This is a genomic window from Sphingomonas sp. PvP055 (assembly GCF_040546365.1).
GTDB lineage: Bacteria > Pseudomonadota > Alphaproteobacteria > Sphingomonadales > Sphingomonadaceae > Sphingomonas > Sphingomonas echinoides_A.
In genome coordinates this window covers 921,599-939,697 of record NZ_JBEPNS010000001.1, presented here as the reverse complement: position 1 = coordinate 939,697, position 18,099 = coordinate 921,599, and the positions used below count along the sequence as shown (strand labels likewise).

The 18,099-nt window shown below is 63.5% G+C and carries 14 protein-coding genes and 1 pseudogene; 8 read left to right on the top strand and 7 right to left on the bottom strand.

From position 1 onward, the window contains the following. Nucleotides 1–72 precede the first annotated feature (72 nt). The 4 genes and pseudogenes from ABIC16_RS04710 (at nt 73) to ABIC16_RS04690 (ending at nt 6,220) form a co-directional block, all read left to right on the top strand. Nucleotides 73–1,674 (top strand): tryptophan halogenase family protein, encoded by a 1,602-nt coding sequence (locus ABIC16_RS04710; protein WP_502958283.1) that lies wholly within the window; start codon nt 73–75, stop codon nt 1,672–1,674. Nucleotides 1,675–1,682: 8 nt separating this feature from the next. Further along, nucleotides 1,683–3,185 (top strand): tryptophan 7-halogenase, encoded by a 1,503-nt coding sequence (locus ABIC16_RS04705; RefSeq protein WP_354290211.1) that lies wholly within the window; start codon nt 1,683–1,685, stop codon nt 3,183–3,185. Between the two features lie 2 nt (nt 3,186–3,187). Continuing rightward, nucleotides 3,188–4,699, top strand: coding sequence for a tryptophan halogenase family protein (locus ABIC16_RS04700; protein ID WP_502958339.1), 1,512 nt, complete (start codon nt 3,188–3,190; stop codon nt 4,697–4,699). 62 nt (nt 4,700–4,761) lie between these two features. Beyond that, nucleotides 4,762–6,220: pseudogene (locus ABIC16_RS04690) on the top strand (tryptophan halogenase family protein). A 24-nt stretch (nt 6,221–6,244) separates the two neighbouring features. On the opposite strand, the gene ABIC16_RS04685 reads toward ABIC16_RS04690, so the two are convergent. Both ABIC16_RS04685 and ABIC16_RS04680 read right to left on the bottom strand, forming a co-directional pair. Next, nucleotides 6,245–7,261 (bottom strand): cupin-like domain-containing protein, encoded by a 1,017-nt coding sequence (locus ABIC16_RS04685; RefSeq protein WP_354290208.1) that lies wholly within the window; start codon nt 7,259–7,261, stop codon nt 6,245–6,247. A gap of 78 nt (nt 7,262–7,339) precedes the next feature. Further along, on the bottom strand, nt 7,340–8,449 hold the full coding sequence (locus ABIC16_RS04680) for an aldo/keto reductase (RefSeq protein ID WP_277968031.1): 1,110 nt from the start codon (nt 8,447–8,449) through the stop codon (nt 7,340–7,342). A 96-nt stretch (nt 8,450–8,545) separates the two neighbouring features. On the opposite strand from ABIC16_RS04680, the gene ABIC16_RS04675 reads away from it, so the two are divergent. Continuing rightward, nucleotides 8,546–9,448 (top strand): LysR family transcriptional regulator, encoded by a 903-nt coding sequence (locus ABIC16_RS04675; RefSeq protein ID WP_354290207.1) that lies wholly within the window; start codon nt 8,546–8,548, stop codon nt 9,446–9,448. Nucleotides 9,449–9,819: 371 nt separating this feature from the next. Then, nucleotides 9,820–10,995, top strand: coding sequence for an alpha/beta hydrolase (locus ABIC16_RS04670; RefSeq protein WP_354290206.1), 1,176 nt, complete (start codon nt 9,820–9,822; stop codon nt 10,993–10,995). 185 nt (nt 10,996–11,180) lie between these two features. On the opposite strand, the gene ABIC16_RS04665 is transcribed toward ABIC16_RS04670, so the two are convergent. Beyond that, on the bottom strand, nt 11,181–12,092 hold the full coding sequence (locus ABIC16_RS04665; protein ID WP_354290205.1) for a LysR family transcriptional regulator: 912 nt from the start codon (nt 12,090–12,092) through the stop codon (nt 11,181–11,183). 102 nt (nt 12,093–12,194) lie between these two features. Here ABIC16_RS04665 and ABIC16_RS04660 point away from each other — a divergent pair, with 102 nt between their 5' ends. Both ABIC16_RS04660 and ABIC16_RS04655 read left to right on the top strand, forming a co-directional pair. After that, on the top strand, nt 12,195–12,893 hold the full coding sequence (locus tag ABIC16_RS04660) for a pirin family protein (RefSeq protein WP_354290204.1): 699 nt from the start codon (nt 12,195–12,197) through the stop codon (nt 12,891–12,893). Nucleotides 12,894–12,948: 55 nt separating this feature from the next. Further along, a complete protein-coding gene (locus ABIC16_RS04655; protein ID WP_354290203.1) occupies nt 12,949–13,776 on the top strand; it encodes an alpha/beta fold hydrolase in 828 nt (275 codons plus the stop codon). Nucleotides 13,777–13,847: 71 nt separating this feature from the next. Here ABIC16_RS04655 and ABIC16_RS04650 read toward each other — a convergent pair whose 3' ends face one another. From ABIC16_RS04650 to ABIC16_RS04635, 4 genes are all read right to left on the bottom strand, one after another. Continuing rightward, the gene (locus ABIC16_RS04650; RefSeq protein ID WP_354290202.1) at nt 13,848–15,113 is read right to left on the bottom strand and encodes an MFS transporter; all 1,266 of its coding nucleotides are present in this window, start codon (nt 15,111–15,113) and stop codon (nt 13,848–13,850) included. After that, complete coding sequence (locus ABIC16_RS04645; protein WP_354290201.1) at nt 15,110–16,222, bottom strand: metallophosphoesterase family protein; 1,113 nt, start codon at nt 16,220–16,222, stop codon at nt 15,110–15,112. The genes ABIC16_RS04650 and ABIC16_RS04645 overlap by 4 nt, the downstream gene beginning before the upstream one ends. A gap of 475 nt (nt 16,223–16,697) precedes the next feature. Beyond that, the gene (locus ABIC16_RS04640) at nt 16,698–17,117 is read right to left on the bottom strand and encodes a hypothetical protein (RefSeq protein ID WP_354290200.1); all 420 of its coding nucleotides are present in this window, start codon (nt 17,115–17,117) and stop codon (nt 16,698–16,700) included. Next, nucleotides 17,107–17,709 (bottom strand): DNA/RNA non-specific endonuclease, encoded by a 603-nt coding sequence (locus ABIC16_RS04635; protein ID WP_354290199.1) that lies wholly within the window; start codon nt 17,707–17,709, stop codon nt 17,107–17,109. The genes ABIC16_RS04640 and ABIC16_RS04635 overlap by 11 nt, the downstream gene beginning before the upstream one ends. Nucleotides 17,710–18,099 lie beyond the last annotated feature (390 nt).

Below are 18,099 nucleotides of genomic sequence, written 5' to 3'. Positions count from 1 at the left end.
CGATTTGACGCGTCAAATCCTTGTCCTCCGGCTACAAAATTGAACTCCCGGTATTGGACCAATCCGAACGCGATGCTACCGCAACCACAGGAGGAGAGGATGCCAGAGAAGCCGTTCGCCGATGCGCGCGCATGCGCATCAGAAATCACCAGCATTTGCATCGTCGGGGGCGGCACGGCTGGTTGGATGACGGCGGCTGCGCTGGCGAAGAAGCTCGCGGGATTACCTGTTACGATCCGGCTGATCGAATCGGCGGAGATCGGAACTGTTGGCGTCGGTGAAGCCACTTTGCCGCATATCAGGGCGTTTAACAGTGCCTTGAACATCGACGAAGCCGAGTTGATGCGCGAAACCGAGGCGACGTTCAAACTCGGCATCGAGTTCTGCGACTGGGGTAGGATTGGAGACCGCTACATCCACCCGTTCGGCGATTTTGGCCCGGCGATCGACGGTGTTCCCTTCTACCATCACTGGTTGCGATTGCGCGCATCGGGCGCGGCGGGGGGTGCGGCGGGGCGGCTCGACGATTATTCGTTCCCGATCGTGGCGGCCGAACACAACCGCTTCCAACACCCGATATCGGACCTCGATCGACTTGAATCGACGTTTGGGTATGCTTACCAGTTCGATGCATCACGCTATGGCGCTTACCTGCGCCGTTATGCCGAAGCGCGGGGCGTCGAGCGCGTCGAAGGCATGGTAAAAGACGTGCGATTAAACGTCGATTCAGGGTTCGTTCAGGCCGTTTCTCTCGCCGATCAACGCGTGTTTGCTGCCGATTTGTTCATCGATTGCTCCGGTTTTCGCGGCCTTTTAATCGAGGGCGCGCTCGCGGCGGGGTATGACGATTGGAGCGACTGGCTGCCGTGCAACCGTGCGATCGCGGTGCCGACGCAAAGCCGCGGTCCGCTCGGTCCGTTCACCCGCGCGACGGCACGGACGGCGGGATGGCAATGGCGTATTCCGCTCCAGCACCGCGTCGGCAACGGGCACGTTTATTGCAACAGCTTCATATCGGACGACGAGGCCGAACGGCAGCTGATCGAGAACCTCGACGCACCGATGCAGGCCGCACCGCGGCGGCTCGCTTTCACCACCGGGCGACGGCGCGCATTCTGGAAGCGCAACGTCGTTGCGATCGGACTGGCGGGCGGTTTCCTCGAGCCGCTGGAATCCACGTCGATCCACCTGATCCAGGACGGCATCACCGAATTGCTCGCGCTGTTTCCGGATCGCGGGTTCGACGCGCCGAGCACGGCGGAATACAACCGGCGGATGGGGCTGCACTACGAACGTGTTCGCGACTTCCTGCTGCTCCACTACGTCGCCACGCAACGCGACGACAGCCCGTTCTGGCGGCATTTCCGCGCGCTGAAACTGCCCGACAGCTTGCAGGAGAAGATCGAGGCGTGGACGACGCGCGGCTATGTCGTCCCCTACGAATTCGGGCTGTTCCTCCCGCCGAGCTGGGTGGCGGTGATGATGGGGCAGAACCTGCTCCCGAAGGGGTACGATCCGCGCGCCAATACCATCGGAGACGCCGCCCTCGCCGCGCGCGCCGCCGCGGTTCACGACGCCGTCACCAGGGCGGTCCGTGCGACGCCGGACCATGCCGATTATATCCGGCGGATCGGCGCGGCGGGCAGCCTGTCCGTCCCGGCGACGGCGGCGTAGCGACCACCGTGCAGTCCACCGCCGACCACACCGCCAGCCCGATCGCGCATATCCTCGTCTGCGGAAGCGGGCTTGCCGCATGGATGACGGTCGCGACGCTCGCCAGGCAAGTCGCCTCCGCGACCCGGATCACCTTCGTCGACATTGGCGGCACCGCGGAAAGCGACCTGTTCTACGGCACCGTCACGTCGCCGTCCGCCTATGCCTTCAATCTCGCGGCGGGTGTCGGCGAACCCGCCGTGACGCTCGATAGCGATACCGCCTTTTCGTGGGGGACCCGCTACGACCATTGGGCGGGCGGAAAGCGATCCTGGACGCAATGCTTCGCGCTGCCCTTCCCGGTGGTGGATGGCGTCGTGTTCCATCACTATCTGGCGGCGGTCGGGATCGACCGGCTGGAACCCTATCTTGCGGGGGCAATGGCGGCGAAGCGCGGTGCCTTCGCGCATCCGCCCCGCGACGACCCGGCCGGAAAGCCGCAACACCCGCTCGGCCGCGCGGAATATGGCTATCAGTTCGATCCCGACCGCTATGCCGGCGTGTTCGCGGCAGCCACTACCGCTGCCACGGGCCGGGTCCGGCGGATTGCAGGAGCGTTGGCTGCCGTAGACGTCGATGCTGGCGTGATTTCCGCGCTGCGGCTGCACGACGGCACGGTGCTGAACGCCGACCTGTACGTCGATTGCAGCGGGCCTGCCGCGGCAGTGCTGTCCGCGCTGGAACCAGAAACCCGCTCGGGCCGCCGGATCGGGATCGCCGCGAGCGACGCCCCCGCCGCGCGGCCGGGTCGACCCGTGCGAACCGTAACGCCGACACCGTACGGCTGGCGCAGCGACACGCCGCTGCGCGGCCGCACCCGCCGGGTCACGGTTTACGATCCGACGCAGGCCGACGAAGCGTTTGCGGCCCATGCCCTCGCACCGGACCGCATCGCGGAAACGACACTCCACCACCGCCGCCACGCCTGGGCGGGGAATTGCGTTGCGATCGGCCACGCCGCATATGTCCTCGAACCGCGCACGCCCGCCCCGATGATGCTGCTGGAACGCGACGTGGAGCGCTTGCTGTCGCTCATCCCCAACGCGCCGGGAATGCGGGTCGAGCGGACAGAATATAACCGGCGCTTCCAGGAAGATCATGACCACGCCGCGGCGTTCGACCGCGCGCTGGTCGCCACCGATGGGCTTCCCGATAGGCCCTATTGGCACGCCGCGCGCGACGAACCGCCCTCCGAAAAGCTGGCGCGCAAGCTGGAGATGTTCGAGAACCGCGGCTTGCTGGTCGCCTATGACCTCGAACCGTTTCACCCGGAGGACTGGACGATCCTCCATCTCGGCATGGGGCGGCGCCCGGCGCGGCACGACCGGCTCGCGGATCGTGCGCCATCCGCACAGGTCCACGCCTTCCTGAGCACGCTGGAGACCAGCATCGCACAGTCGGTCGCGACCGTGCCGGACTGCGACGTGTACCGTGCGCACCTGGAGCAATATCTGCTCCGCAACCGGCGATGACCATGCAAGCACCGCATCTGAAACAGATCGTCATCGCAGGCGGGGGCACCGCAGGGTGGATGGTCGCGGCGGCGCTGTCGAGCTTGCTCGAACCGCGCGACGTGACGATCACGCTGGTCGAATCGGACGCGATCGGCACGGTCGGCGTCGGCGAAGCGACGATCCCCGACATCCTCGCCTTCAACCAGATGCTCGGGATCGACGAAGCCGAGTTCATGGCCGCCACCCACGCAACCTTCAAGCTCGGGATCCAGTTCGTCGACTGGGGAAAAGTCGGCGACCGCTACTTCCACCCGTTCGGCCAGCATGGCGCGGACATGCGCGGGATCGACTTCCATCAATATTGGCTGCGCAGCCGCGCCGATGGAAACCCCTCCGCGATCGACGCCTACAGCCTTTGCGCGGTGGCAGCGCAAGCGAACCGATTCACCTTGCCCGATCCGAACCCGCGCTCGGTCCGGTCGCAGATCCGCTACGCCTATCATTTCGATGCCACGCTCTATGCGCGCTTCCTGCGCCGTTATGCCGAAGCGCGGGGGGTCCGCCGGGTGGAAGGGATCGTGCGCAACGTCCGCCGCGCCGCCGACGCGGACGCGATCGCCGGGCTGGACCTCGTCGACGGTCGGGCGGTCGACGGGGACTTCTTCTTCGATTGCACCGGCTTTCGGGCGTTGCTGACCGCCGACACGCTCGACGTCGGATATGACGACTGGAGCCACTGGCTCCCGTGCGACCGCGCGCTGGCGGTGCCGAGCGCACACGCCGGGCCGCTCCCCCCTTATACCCGTGCGACTGCGCGGGGGGCGGGGTGGCAGTGGCGGATCCCGACGCAACGGCGCACCGGTAACGGCCATATCTATTCGAGCGCGTTCCTGTCGGACGATGCCGCGGCGGACATTCTGCTGGGCGGGCTCGATGGCCCGGCCTTGGCCGATCCGCGCCAGATCCGCTTTACCGCCGGCTGCAGGAAGCGCTTCTGGACGGGCAATTGCATCGCGATCGGGCTCGCCGCGGGGTTCCTCGAACCGCTGGAGTCGACCTCGATCTATCTTATCCAGGAGGGGATCAGCCGATTCATCTCGCTGTTCCCTACGGCCGACATTCCATACATCGTCCGCACCGAATACAACCGCCACATGCGCACCGAATTCGAACAGGTGCGCGACTTCATCATCCTGCATTATGCCGCGACCGAGCGCGACGACACCGCGTTCTGGAACCATTGCCGCACGATGGCCCTGCCCGACACGCTCAACCACAAGATCGCACTGTTCCGGGAGACGGGACGCGTCTTCCGGTACGAAGAGGAGCTGTTCGCGCGACCGAGCTGGGTCGCGGTGCTGCTTGGCCAGCGCGTCGTCCCCAAGACCTTCGATCCGATCATCGCCACGCTCCCCAGCGGCGACGTCGCACACAGTCTGCAATCGATGCAGCGCGCGATCCAGGCGGCGGCGGAACAGATGCCGACGCACCAGCAGTTCATCGCGCACTTCTGCCCGGCGCAGGCGGCGTAGGCGCGGTGGAGGACGCGCGCATCCGCAGAATCGTGATCGTCGGCGGTGGAACGGCGGGCTGGATGGCGGCGGCGGCGCTGTCGCGCGTGCTGGCGGCGGGCGGCCTGGACATCCGCGTGATCGAATCCGAAGCGATCGGCACGGTCGGGGTCGGCGAAGCGACGATCCCGCATATCCAGTATTTCAACCGGTTGCTCGGTATCGACGAGAACGACTTCGTCCGGCGCACCGCCGCCACGTTCAAACTGGGGATCGAATTCGTCGACTGGGGCGGGCTGGGTCAGCGCTACATCCATCCCTTCGGGAGTTACGGCCAGGAAATGGAAGGCGTGCACTTCCATCACTTCTGGTATCGCCAGGCGCAGGCGGGCGGCGCGCTTCCGCTCGATCGCTACAGTATCGGTGTCGGCGCAGCGCGTGCCGGCAAGTTCCAGCGCCCCGATCCATCGCTCGTCCATTCGCCGCTTGCGACGATCGCGTATGCCTATCAGTTCGATGCGGCGCTTTATTGCCCGCTATCTGCGCGAACTGGCGGAAGCAGCGGGAACGCTGCGGGTCGAGGGCAGGATCGTCGATGTCCGGCTGAACGGCGAGAGCGGGCATGTCGAGACATTGCTGCTCGACGATGGGACCGTGGTGGCCGGGGACCTGTTCATCGATTGCTCGGGGTTTCGCGGCCTGCTGATCGAGGGCGCGCTGGGCACCGGCTATGACGACTGGAGCAGCTATCTTCCCTGCGACCGCGCGGTCGCCCGTGCCTGCGAACGCGTCGCCGACCCGATTCCCTATACGCGCGCCACCGCGAAGGCGGCTGGGTGGCAATGGCGGATCCCGCTGCAATCGCGGACCGGGAACGGTCACGTCTATTGCTCGGACCATATCGACGACGACGCAGCGCTGCGGGTCCTCGACGCCGGGCTCGACGGCAAGCCGATATCCGAACCGAACTTCCTGCGCTTCAAGGCTGGCGTGCGGCGCAAGGCGTGGAACCGCAACGTCGTTTCGCTGGGTCTGGCCGCCGGGTTTCTCGAACCGCTGGAATCGACGTCGATCCATTTGATCCAGTCGGGGATCGCCCGGTTGTTGACCAACTTTCCCGACAAGCGCTTCAACACGCCGGATATCGACTATTACAACCGGCGCACCCGGATCGAATACGAACAGATCCGCGATTTCCTGGTGCTCCACTACAAGGCGACCGACCGCGACGACAGCGCCTTCTGGAACCGCTGCAGGACGATGGTGGTGCCCGCGTCGCTGGAACAACGGATCGCCATTTTCCGTGAGAATGCGCGCCTGTACCGGGAGGATAGCGAGCTTTTCAGCGAAACGAGCTGGCTTGCGGTGCTGCATGGGCAGAATGTCGTGCCACGGAGCCACCATCCGATCGCCGACCTGTTGCCTCCGGACGAACTGGCCGCGCGCATGACGCGGATCGCGGCCGCGATGGAGGGAAGCGTCGCGCGGATGCCGGACCATCAGGTCTTCATCGACCATTATTGCGCGATCGATCGCCGCTGAATCGAAACGGCGGTTCGAGCGCGGTCAGCGCCGCAGTTCGTCCATCAGATACTGTTTCACCGCCGCGACCCGCTCGGGCGTCATCTCGCCAAGCGCACCGCGCCCGCCGGGGGGAAGGTGCGCGACCGCGTCATGCCCGCCGTCGAACACGTAATGATCGAACCACGCGCGCCACACCGCCCGTTCGCGTTCCGGCAAATCACGGATCGTCATGATCGCGTGCATCAACGTCTTGAACGGCGAGCCCGGCCACGTCCGTTCACCTATGTTCCACCAGTAATTGACCAGCACGTTGACGGGATCGAGCGCCTCGACCTGATGCCACCACATATAGGGAATGTAGACCGCATCCCCGGGCTCGAGCTCGGTTTCCTCCGCGGTCGCCATCGCCTCGGCGTAGCGCGGATACCGCTCCAGATCGGGCGCGCGCAAATCGACCATGCTGACCGGTGGCCCCGCAAAGGTGAAGTCGAACGGGCCGACGTATAGATTGCGCACCTGCTCGGGCGGGAAGAAGGTGAAGCGCCGCCGCCCCCCGACGACGACCGCGACATTCTCCGACATGTCGAAATGCGTCGAAACCGTCGCGCGATTGCCGATCCAGAGGCGCGGGCTCGCGTCCGCACCGACGATATCGGTCGCATTGTCGCGGGCGAAGTCGGGGCAATTCTCCGCGACGGGAATCGCACCCGCATAGAAGGCCGGCGGTTCGGCATCGCCTTGCACACTCAGCAACACGTCGAGCAATTCGGCGATCGGCGCGATGCGCTGCTGATAATTCAGGCCGCGCAGATCGTCGCGATACCAGAACCGGCCCTTGATCTGTGGCGGCCCGAGGAACGCCGGGACGGGCTTCCCGCGATCACTGGCGCGGAGGTGATTGCACAGGTCTTCCGGTGACCGCCCGGCGGCGCGCACCGCCGGCCAGTCCTTCGCCAACGCGCGCAGCACCGCGGGTCGGCGCAAGGGCACGATCTCCGACCGGAACTGCGCGCGATCGACGTCGTGCCATTCTCGTGTCTTTGCGAAGGCTTGGGTCATAGCCGCACGGTTTCGGGCAAAAGCCGCGAAACATCAATCGCTACGGTAACGCCGCAGAGTCGCTCCTCGGATGCGGTCTCAATTGGTGGTCGCCGCCCAGGGTGCGACATCCCGCCCGCCGAAGATCGTACTGCGCGGCAAGTCGAAGATAAAATAGGGATTGAGCATCGGCGGCGCGCCCGCCGCGTCAAGCCGGGCCTGCTGGTCGTCGTCGAACACAATGTCGAGCGCGGCGATGTTCTCGCGGAGCTGTTCCGGCCGGCTCGCACCAATGAGCACCGACGCTACCCCCCGCCGCTGCGCGACCCACGCGAGCGCGACTTGCGCCATCGGCCGACCGATCTCGCCTGCGACGGCGCGCAGCGTGTCCACCACGTCGAAATTCCTGTCCGTGAACAACATGCCGCCGAAGGGATTGTCGCCGTTCAACCGCCCGTCGCTTCCGCTGCTCGTGGCGTCGCCAGCGCGATTGGGGAGGCTTCCCGCAGGGCCGGCCGCGGCGATCTTCTCGCGTCCATATTTCCCAGTCAACAACCCCGCCCCGAGGGGACTCCACGCGACCAGCCCCAGGCCGAGCGCCTGCCCCGCCGGAACGACATCCAGTTCCACGCCACGGTCGATCAGCGAATAGGAATATTGCAGGCCGATCGGCTCGGGCAATCCGTGCGCCCGCGCCAAGGTTGCGATCTGCGCGGCGTACCAGGCCGGCGCGTTGGAGAAGCCGTAATAGAGGATATCCCCGCGCCGTACCGCATCGGTCAGCGCGCGCAGGACTTCCTCGGGTGGGGTGGTGCGATCCCAGACATGCGTCCAGTACAGGTCGATAAAGTCAGTACCCAGGCGGCGCAGCGACCCTTCGATTCCATCACGGATGTTGCGCGCCGAATTGCCTCCTGAAAGCGGCGTCCCTTCCGTTCGCGGGAAGCCGGATTTGGTCGCGATCACCATCCGGTCGCGATTGCCGCGCTCGGCGATGAACCGCCCGAGCATTACTTCGCTGTTGCCCCCGGAATAGACGTCCGCGGTATCGGCGAAATTGCCGCCCGCCTCGACATAGGCGTCGAAGATCGAGCGCGACGTCGCTTCGTCCGCGCCCCAGCGTCCCGCCCCGAACGTCATCGTGCCGAGCGCGAGCGGGCTTACCGTCAGGCCGGATCTTCCAAGCGCGCGATAGGTCGTGAGGGTCATTGCTGTATCTCCGTTGCAAGTCTCCCCGAAGATAGACCTTGTTGGAGCCTTAATTAGCCGCCATTCGCGACAAGAGCTTATGAGCAGGATGCAGCATTGAAGCGCGGCGATCTGGATGACCTTGCCGCTTTTGCAGCGGTCGCCCGCGTGCGGAGTTTCACGCGCGCCGCCGCCGAACTGGGCTTGTCCCCGTCCGCCCTCAGCCATGCGATGCGGGCGTTGGAACAGCGGCTCGGTGTCCGGCTGCTGGCCCGTACGACGCGCAGTGTCGCACCGACCGCGGCCGGCGAACGCCTGCTGCGGTCGCTCAATCCGGCGCTGGCCGAACTTGCCGAAGGTCTGTCAGCGCTTGCCGATTGGCGCGGCGTGCCCTCGGGCGCGATCCGGCTGACCACGTTCGGGTACGCCGCGCGAACGGTGCTCGCGCCGACACTGCCGCGTTTCCTGCGCGAGCATCCCGACATTTCGGTGGAAGTGATCGTCGAGGACCGACTTGTCGATCTCGTCGCGGGAGGTTTCGATGCGGGGATACGCCTAGGGGAAACGGTCGATCGGGACATGGTCGCGGTTCCGGTCGGCCCGGAGCTCCGGACGGTGGTGGTCGGCACGCCAGAGTATTTCGCGACACGCGCTTTACCCGCCACGCCCGCCGATCTGGAAGGCCATAACTGCGTCAATTACCGGCTTCTCGGCGGCGGCGGCCTGCTGCCCTGGGAATTCCAACGCGACGATCGTGACATCCGGTTCAGGCCCGGCGGTCAACTCATCGTGAACGACGAACTGCTTGCGGCGGCTGCCGTCCGCGCCGGCGCGGGTCTGGGCTATATGCTGGAACACGACGTTGCTGACGAGATCGCCGACGGACGGCTAATTCAGGTTCTCGACGCCTGGTGTCCGCCCTTCCCGGGCTGCTATCTCTATTATCCGAACCGGCATGTCACCCCGGCGTTGCGCGTGTTGATCGATACCCTTCGCCGGACGACGATCGGCAAGGATTGATCCACGAAGCGCCGGAACCGGGAAGGAGGTTGAGCAGGGGAGTAACGTTCTACTTGTACTCGCGCATTTGGCGCATAAGCACCAATCTGCTTTCGATCGACAAGTAAGACTTGTGCAGCCGGCAGTTTAATCACGTCAGTCCGAGAAATGGTGACTAGGGCGTTTTGCAATTGACCGTTACCAGCATAAACTCTTTATTGTCGGACAAATGTCGCCACGAGAGCCTCTTGACTACCTGGCGTCACGATTTCGCGACTCATAGAACAAAACCTTTACGCGACTCGCTTGCCACCCTGCACTGACGGTGCAATAACTCCGACTATTCGGATTCTCGCTCACGCTAGGAGCGGAACCGGTGGAGGAGGCCTGACGTGAGATCAGTTATTGCCGGTATCTCGGCTGCACTTCTTTCGATCGGCGCTGCATCCGCCCAAACCGCGACGTCGCCCCCTGTCGAAGATTTCAAGCCTTCATCGGTCAATCAGCCGGGACAGCAATATCCTCAGGTGAACTCTCAAGGCTACGCCCGTTTTCGCATCGTTGCACCTGATGCGAAGGCGGTAAAAGTCAGTCTGGGGCTGGGCGGCAGGGGTGGCACTGTTCTGGCCAAGGCTCCCGACGGGAGCTGGGTCGGCACCTCGGAGGGGCCGCTGGACGAAGGATTCCATTACTACCATCTGACCGTGGACGGGGGCACATTCAACGATCCGGGCGCACTCAACTATTATGGCTCCACGCGCTGGGAGAGCGGGATCGAGATTCCCGCCCATGATGCCGATTTCTACGCCATGAAGAACGTTCCGCACGGCAATGTGCAACAAATCCTGTTCCCCTCGCCAAGCACTGGCACCCAGCGACGTGCATTCGTCTACACCCCGCCAGGGTACGATGCCGCCAAGGCCGCGCGATATCCTGTCTTGTACCTGCAACATGGATGGGGCGAGGATGAGACAGCCTGGTCGAATCAGGGCCACGCAAACCTCATTCTCGACAACCTTATCGCCGCACGCCAAGCAAAACCGTTCATCATCGTCATGACCTACGGCATGACGAACGATATAAAACCTGGCGCCCCGGGCGGCCTCGCAAGCTTCGACATTCGCCCGTTCCAGACGGTGCTGGTGAACGAGCTGATCCCTTACGTTGACACCCATTTCCACACGGTGACCGACCCCGCGCATCGCGCCATGGCAGGGCTGTCGATGGGTGGCTTTGAGACCAAGCTGATCGCTCCCAAGAACCTCGACACGTTTGGCTATATCGGTCTGCTCAGCGGCGGTACCGTTTCCCTAGAAGATGTAACGGGCACGCCCGGCTTCAAGGACAAGGTCAAGCTCGTCTTCGTCAGTTTCGGAAGCCGCGAACTCGACCGCGCGCGCCCGAACTTGCCACCCGGCGCTCCACCGTCCGACCCGCGCGCCAACGCGGCGGCGCTCAAGGCGGCCGGGATCAACAGCGTTTTCTACGTCTCCCAAAACACGGCGCACGAGTTCCTGACGTGGCGCCGTAGCCTGCGGGAGATGGCGCCGCTGCTGTTTCGCGATTGAAGGCGTTTGCGTGACGCCGCGCCCACGAAACACCGTAATCGCGTGCGGTCGAACGGCGCTCACCCCCCTAAAGCTTGGCGATTAAGGTCGCGCGAGGTCTCGTTCTACGGGAGTCCGACAGCCCTTCCATCGACGCCTGAACGGACCAGCGACAGGACGGCGGTATTCCCACGTACGCTGCTTGCCTACGCGCAATCCCAGGGCGCTCTTGCCAATTCGCGGCCAAGATAATCGATGAGAGTCTGAACCCGAAGCGGACGCAAGGGACTAGGTGGCATGACGAGATGAAGACCTAGCGGTGTCACCGACCAATCCGGCATTGCACGCCTCAACTTGCCATCACGAAGTTCCTGCCAGACCAGAAACTCGGGTTGAATCGCGAGCCCCTGCCCAGCAAGAAGAGCGGGGTTGAGCAAATCGGCGTTGTCGGTCCAGACGCGCACCTGCGGTTCGACGGTTTCCTCCCCGAACGTGGGATGCGTAAAGCGCCAGCTTCGCGACGCTCCCCCGGTATAGGCCAAGGCAGAATGTACGGCTAGCTCGGCCGGGTGCGTCGGCATGCCGTGACGATCAAGATACTCGGGAGACGCGACCAGCAGGAGCCGGACTGTGCAAAGCCGGCGCGACAACAGCGAGGAATCGTTCAGGCTGGCGATCCTGAGCGCCAGATCGAACCCCTCCGCCACCAGATCGACCTTGCGGTCGCTTAGCGAAAATTCGACGTTGATCTCGGGATAAGCCTGGAGAAAGGCTGGGAGCGTTGCCCCAAGATAGGCGATGCCGAACGACAACGGTGCGCTGATACGCACGCGTCCGCGCGGCACCGTTGACTGCTCACCGGCCTCGTCCTCGACCGCTTCGCCCTCGCTGAGGATTCGCGATGCCCGCTCCAGTGCGGCGCGGCCGGCATCGGTCAGGGCGATGCGACGTGAGGTGCGCGCGATCAGCGTGAGACCAAGACGCGCTTCCAGCCGTCCGATGGCTTTGGATACGGTGGGATCGGACATGCCCATCGCGCGCGCGGCACGGGAGAACGAGCCATGCTCGGCGACCTTGGCAAAGATCGCCCACGCTTCGAGATCGGGAAGTCGCTTCATCATTTTCGGAAAGGATGAAATGCCAACCTTGCCGTTTCGTCAAGTCTGAACTGGGGCCATCTTGAGGTCATCGGAGCAACAGGGCTCCCCGGAGACCGAACCATGATCGACCGTCGTCCCTCCGCCAGCCTCGGTGGTGCCAACCATGGTTGGCTCGACGCCAAGCATCACTTCTCGTTCGCGAGCTACTATGATCCAGCCCGGATGGGCTGGGGCGGCATTCGTGTCTGGAACGACGATACGATCGCAGCCGGCACCGGCTTTCCGCCCCATCCGCACAACGACATGGAGATCATCACCTATGTCCGCGAAGGTGCGATCACGCATCAGGACTCGCTCGGCAACATCGGCCGCACCGAAGCTGGCGACGTGCAGGTGATGAGCGCGGGATCGGGCGTCCGCCACTCCGAATACAATAGGGAGCCGGGCACCACCCGCATCTTCCAGATCTGGATCGAGCCAAAGACACGCGGCGAAGCGCCCTCATGGGGTGCAAAACCCTTTCCCAAGGGCGAACGCTCGGGTCAATTCGTGACGCTGGCGAGCGGCTTCGCGAACGATGCAGACGCCTTGCCAATCCGTACCGACGCGCGCATCGTAGCGGCCACGCTCAAGGCCGGCGAGACCGCCGAATATCCGCTCGGCGCCGATCGCCACGGTTATCTCGTCCCGGCGACGGGCACGGTCGAGGTCAACGGCACCCGCCTGGAAGCACGGGATGGCGCCGCTATAACCGATGAGGCGGTACTTCGCGTCACCGCGATCGAGGATGCGGAGATCGTCCTCGTCGACGCTGCCTGACCTGCACCAGACCCTGTAGCGTACCCGTATCCACTCACGTTTGAGGAGAGCCGTTATGCCTTTCATCACCACCGCCGACGCGACTGAAATCTTTTACAAGGACTGGGGCACCAAGGACGCGCCCGTCGTCATGTTCCATCACGGCTGGCCGCTCAGTTCGGATGACTGGGACACGCAGATGATGTTCTTCGTCCAGAAGGGCTATCGCGTCATTGCCCATGATCGCCGCGGACATGGCCGCTCGACTCAGTCGGCGGACGGCCACGACATGGACACCTATGTCTCCGACGTGATCGCGCTCACCGACGCGCTCGACCTGAAGGAAGCCATCCACGTCGGCCACTCGACCGGTGGTGGCGAGGTTGCCCGCTACGTCGCCCGTGCAAAGCCCGGCCGGGTCAAGAAGGCGGTGCTGGTCAGCGCGGTCGCGCCAATCATGGTCAAGACCGACACCAACCCGGATGGCGTGCCGATGGACGTCTTTGACATGGTGCGCGAGCAGACCGCGACGAACCGCTCGCAATTCTACTACGACTTCACCCTCCCATTTTTTGGCTACAACCGCGGGGGCGCGGAAGTGAAGGAAGCTGTGCGCCTCAACTGGTGGCGGCAGGGCATGATGGGTTCTGCACTCGCGCATACGCTTGGCATCAAGGCTTTTTCTGAAACGGACTTCACAGCGGACTTGAAGGCGATCAGCGTGCCAACGCTGGTGCTGCATGGCGAAGACGATCAGGTCGTTCCCTTTGCGACCACCGGCAAGATGTCAGCCGAGATCGTGAAGGGCGCTAAGCTCATCTCTTACCCCGGCTTTCCGCACGGCATGCCGGTCACGCATGCCGACCGGATCAACGCCGACCTGATTGCCTTCATCGAAGGCTGATCGATTGTAACAGCATGGGGCGGTTGCTCGCCCCATGCTGTTGCACGAACCTCAGCCGCCATATGGCAGCATCAGGCCGCCACCGCCCGAAGTGGCGCCCCGGGTTTTCCGGCACAGGCGGGCTTCAACGATCCAGCAAAGCCTACCCAAAGTGCGATCGATACGAGCGAGAATGCACCCAACAAGATGAAGGTCACGTGGTACCCGAGACCTTCCGCAATCCAGCCGCCCACTGCAGGACTGAGCGAGGCGCCGACGCCCTGCACCGTCATCACCGCACCCTGCCCGACATTGACCCGACCAGTCCCTGCAAGAATCCGCGCGACCAGACCAGGGACCGCGACGCTTTGCAGCCCAGCCGCGATACCGTCGAGGATCTGGACCGGAAAGACGCCCCATGAGGTAATGAAATACGAGGCGATCAGCCCGCGCACTGGCAAAATCAGAAAGGTGACGAGGATGACGAGCCAGTAGCCTTTTGCTTCCGCCGAACGCATCGCGACGATTGCTGCGACGATCATCACCGCCTGCGCAACGACGATCATCTCGGCCGCAAAGATTGCCGGGTTGACGTCCTTGGACGCGACCGCGAGCGTGTAGAGCGGCAACAACCCGCCATTGCCAAGATGGAAGAAGGCAAGGCTCGCGGCGAGGATCAACAACGGCTTGTTGTGCAGGAGCATCTTGAACCCCTCCGCCTTGCCCGCGTCATCGTCCTTGCCATCGTCTTTCTCGAGACCGCGTGCGGCTTGGTGATCAATCTCCGCTTCGGGGATCATCAGCACCGACACGATCGCGAGCACGCCGAACAGCGCAGCCAGCACGAACACCGCGCCGAACCCAAACTTCCAGCCAAGATACCCCGACAGCGCCGCGCCGACCATGTTGCCGGCATGGTTCCATGCCTGGTTACGCCCGTTCTGCCGGTTAAACCCGTTTTGCCGAACGATACCAAGCGTGATTCCCGCAACCGCCGGGCCAATCGCCGCGCCGGCGATTGCAGTCGCGATCTGAGACGTGGCGACCACCCAGATGCTTTGTGAGAACCAGATCAGCGTCGACGCAAGCACCGTGAAAATGCCCGAAACAATCACGGCGATGCGCTTTTTCTTGGTCGCATCGATGAGTGCGCCTGCTGGGGCAGTCATCAGCATGCCCGCTACACCGCCGATGGTCATCACCGTGCCGATTGCGCCGGTCGCCCAGCCCTTACCCTGCAGGAACACACCGAGGAACGGGCCGATCCCCGCCTGCATATCCGCCATGCTGAAGTTGAGCGCCTCAAGCGCGCCGCGGGCGCGTGTACTGCCCTTGAGCGCCACCTGGTCGTCACTCACCAATCGGCTCCGTTCTTGTTCGGCCCGCGCTGCGCCCCGTCGATCCCGCGTTCCAGCCATGCACCGATCGCGTGGACGTCGCGCCCGAGCCCAACGGGCGCCGTGCGCTTCGGCGTCGATCCTTCGCTGCGGACCAACGCGTCGATCACATCCTCACTGCCGCCCGACCGCACTACCAACCGATGAAGGCCGTCCGGGACATTGGTGATGGTAGCGCTCCACAGAGCAGGCTCGCCCGCAACTCGCGCCATCGCGATCTCATCCCCGTCGTTGAGATAAGCGGAAGCGCTTTCCGTCGCGCCGAAGACTTTCGCCCGCACGACAAAGCCGCCTTGAGGAACATGAAGCGTGTTGGCTGGGTCGGTGATCAGGCGACGATCGGCGGGCGAGGTGATCTGGACCAGAGGCCAGGCTGCGTCGAACGGTTGAAAGCACCAACTTGGTACGCCATCGTCGAGCGTAACAACCGAGAATCCGGGTGCGCCCTCTTCGGTCTGCCCGGTCGATCGCGTCGCACCATAGATGACGCGACCGTCGTTGAGCAGTTCGTTGTAATGCGTGTGACCGGTATCGACGAACGCGACATGATGTGTTGCGAACAGGGCGGCAATACCATCGGGATCGTCGCGCAGATCACCCGGATATGCGTGCATGAATACAACCGCACGCTCGCCAGCGACATCCGCCGCGCTTAACGTGCGCTCGATCCAGCGCCGCTGGGCGGGATCGATCCGGAAATCGGGGCCGCCGTGTCCCGCCGACACGATATCCAGAAACAGGCAGCGATAGTCGCCGATCCGCTCCGAATACGGCGCATCCTTCGTTGTGATCGCGCGCATCGCGACAAGGTCGCCGGGTTCGAAATCATGATCGCCGGCCAGAACGTGCCATGGTCGATCGAGCACCTTCATCGCCGTGCGGATGCCTTCATATTGCGCCACGGTGCCATGGTTCGCATTGTCGCCAGGGAGAAACGCGAAATCCACTGCGCCGCCGATCTGCGTTTGCGCAATGCGTGCCAGCGTTTCGAACCGGCTCAACCCTTCGAAGCCATCCGCCTCATCCACGTGCAGGTCGCCAAAGTGAATCCAACTCAGGCAGCCTGCCATTCCAACGTCCTTCCACCACCGTAATCTTCGCGGAAAGCGACCCGTTCGACCGATGGTTCCATGACATTTTCGACACTTAAGGACGCCGAATCCTGGGCAGTCCGTTAGGTCAGCCGCTGGCGGACGAACTGGAACGTTATCGACGCCTCCGCCGGAACGGACGCAGTGATCGAACAACTGTCGAGACGCACGTTGCAAGCGTTTCAGCTGAAAGACACCACCGCGCAGAGAAGCAGGCTCTGCGATCGCAGACGTGGATCTCCTCGACCTAGACGGTGCCGCGATGGTCGCCGCCAACCCGCAAAGCGCCTTCGTATCGAAGTGACTTCGCACCAGCGACGCCATCCACTAGGAAACGGCAAACACGATCTCACCGAGACTCGAGACACGAGACAACATCGGTGATCACGACCGTGTCGAAAAAACCGCAGTCGCGGGTTCTCTGCCTACGCCTGACGGTCGAGAAGTTCGCACCCTACAGATTATAATCCAGCCCCTCGATTTCGGGTGGCCAGGGCGAATAGACAATCGGCTTCTCCCCGAAACGCCGTTGAACCGCACGCGCGCGACGCTCGACGACATCCTCGTTGGGATCAATCTCGTCGGTATAGATATAGACGACCTCAAACCTGCCGTCGTGACACAGATACTCCAGCTCCATCCATCGCTCTTCGCCCTCCTGCGCCTCCCACAGTTCAAGCAACGCATCAGGCAATCGCCTGTTTACCGCCCAACGATAGAGGACCTGATTGCCCAGTTCCTTGAAGATCGATTCTCCGACCATGTTGTCGTCGAGCTGGGCATAGAGGAGCGTGGGTTCGACTGGATAATCGCGATCCGCCGCCAGCAATTGCCCAATCTCGTTGAGCAGGGCGTTGATTTCGTCATTTCCCACGGTTTCTCTCCGATCGTTCGTTGCGAAACTTCGCGCTCTTTCTATTGCCGTCGACCGTCCACCATACATCGATCACCGATGGGCGCACCGATCCGCCATCGAACTGCGGGACGATTCTGACCGTCACGGCACGTCCGGTGCGCTTGTCTCTCGCCCATTCATCCTCGAGCACGCGATAACCGCCGCGATTGAAATTGGCATTCCGCGCGAAGTGATTGAACGCCTCGGTTGGCCAATTGAATCGCGCAGCGTTGTAGCGACCGCCATCATCCGAAGGCTGCCACTCTACGTCGCCTGCCTGCGCCTGTGCCGTGCGCGACCGCATCTTCTTGCCGGCCAGTACAAGTGCACCGGAAACGTCGCGTTCGCCCCTTGTCGTCGATCTGATACTCGTAACCGTTGCGAACTTCGCGATGCAGCTGTGGCACAATACTAAATATTCCGGGCCGTTCTTCAAGCCTTGTCCGCGAATCTGCTGTTTGCTGCTTTCTCTTTGCTGTGGCTCTGTCTGAGACTTGCCGCTGCTGTACTGGATCATCAATCCAGAGCTCGCTCGATGAAGCCCCGCCACCCCCGAAGCGACCGCCGCCACCAGCGGTAAATCCCCCACCAGTCCAACCAATCTCGGCGTTGGGGCTTGGCTTGGCGGCTCTCAGCGATGCCGCCACTGGGCGCGAATTTATGTCTTGGGGATTGGGCGACGGAGCTGCGCGTGGCTGATGGAAATTCTACGCAGATCGAGAGTGCGGCGCCGCTGCGGATCGTGGCCGAGGACTCCCGCCGCTGCCGGACCTCCCGCTACCGGAGGATCCATTCCCCCCGGTGCGCCCGTAAGCGCGCCCCGAACGCGCGAACGTAAACCGTCCATCAGCCAGATCATGCGAAGGATTGAATTTCACTTCGAAGTCGTCGGCAGTGGTAACGGTCGGCCATCTACCGGTCCGCAACCAAACCGAAGAAACCCGTCGCCGCTCGGTATCGG

Coding starts and splice junctions, on each gene's coding strand:
- ABIC16_RS04710 (WP_502958283.1), top strand. CDS start 73: ATGCTACCGCAACCACAGGAGGAGAGGATGCCAGAGAAGCCGTTCGCC.
- ABIC16_RS04700 (WP_502958339.1), top strand. CDS start 3,188: ATGCAAGCACCGCATCTGAAACAGATCGTCATCGCAGGCGGGGGCACC.
- ABIC16_RS04685 (WP_354290208.1), bottom strand. CDS start 7,261: ATGACCCAAGCCTTCGCAAAGACACGAGAATGGCACGACGTCGATCGC.
- ABIC16_RS04680 (WP_277968031.1), bottom strand. CDS start 8,449: ATGACCCTCACGACCTATCGCGCGCTTGGAAGATCCGGCCTGACGGTA.
- ABIC16_RS04665 (WP_354290205.1), bottom strand. CDS start 12,092: ATGAAGCGACTTCCCGATCTCGAAGCGTGGGCGATCTTTGCCAAGGTC.
- ABIC16_RS04660 (WP_354290204.1), top strand. CDS start 12,195: ATGATCGACCGTCGTCCCTCCGCCAGCCTCGGTGGTGCCAACCATGGT.
- ABIC16_RS04655 (WP_354290203.1), top strand. CDS start 12,949: ATGCCTTTCATCACCACCGCCGACGCGACTGAAATCTTTTACAAGGAC.
- ABIC16_RS04645 (WP_354290201.1), bottom strand. CDS start 16,222: ATGGCAGGCTGCCTGAGTTGGATTCACTTTGGCGACCTGCACGTGGAT.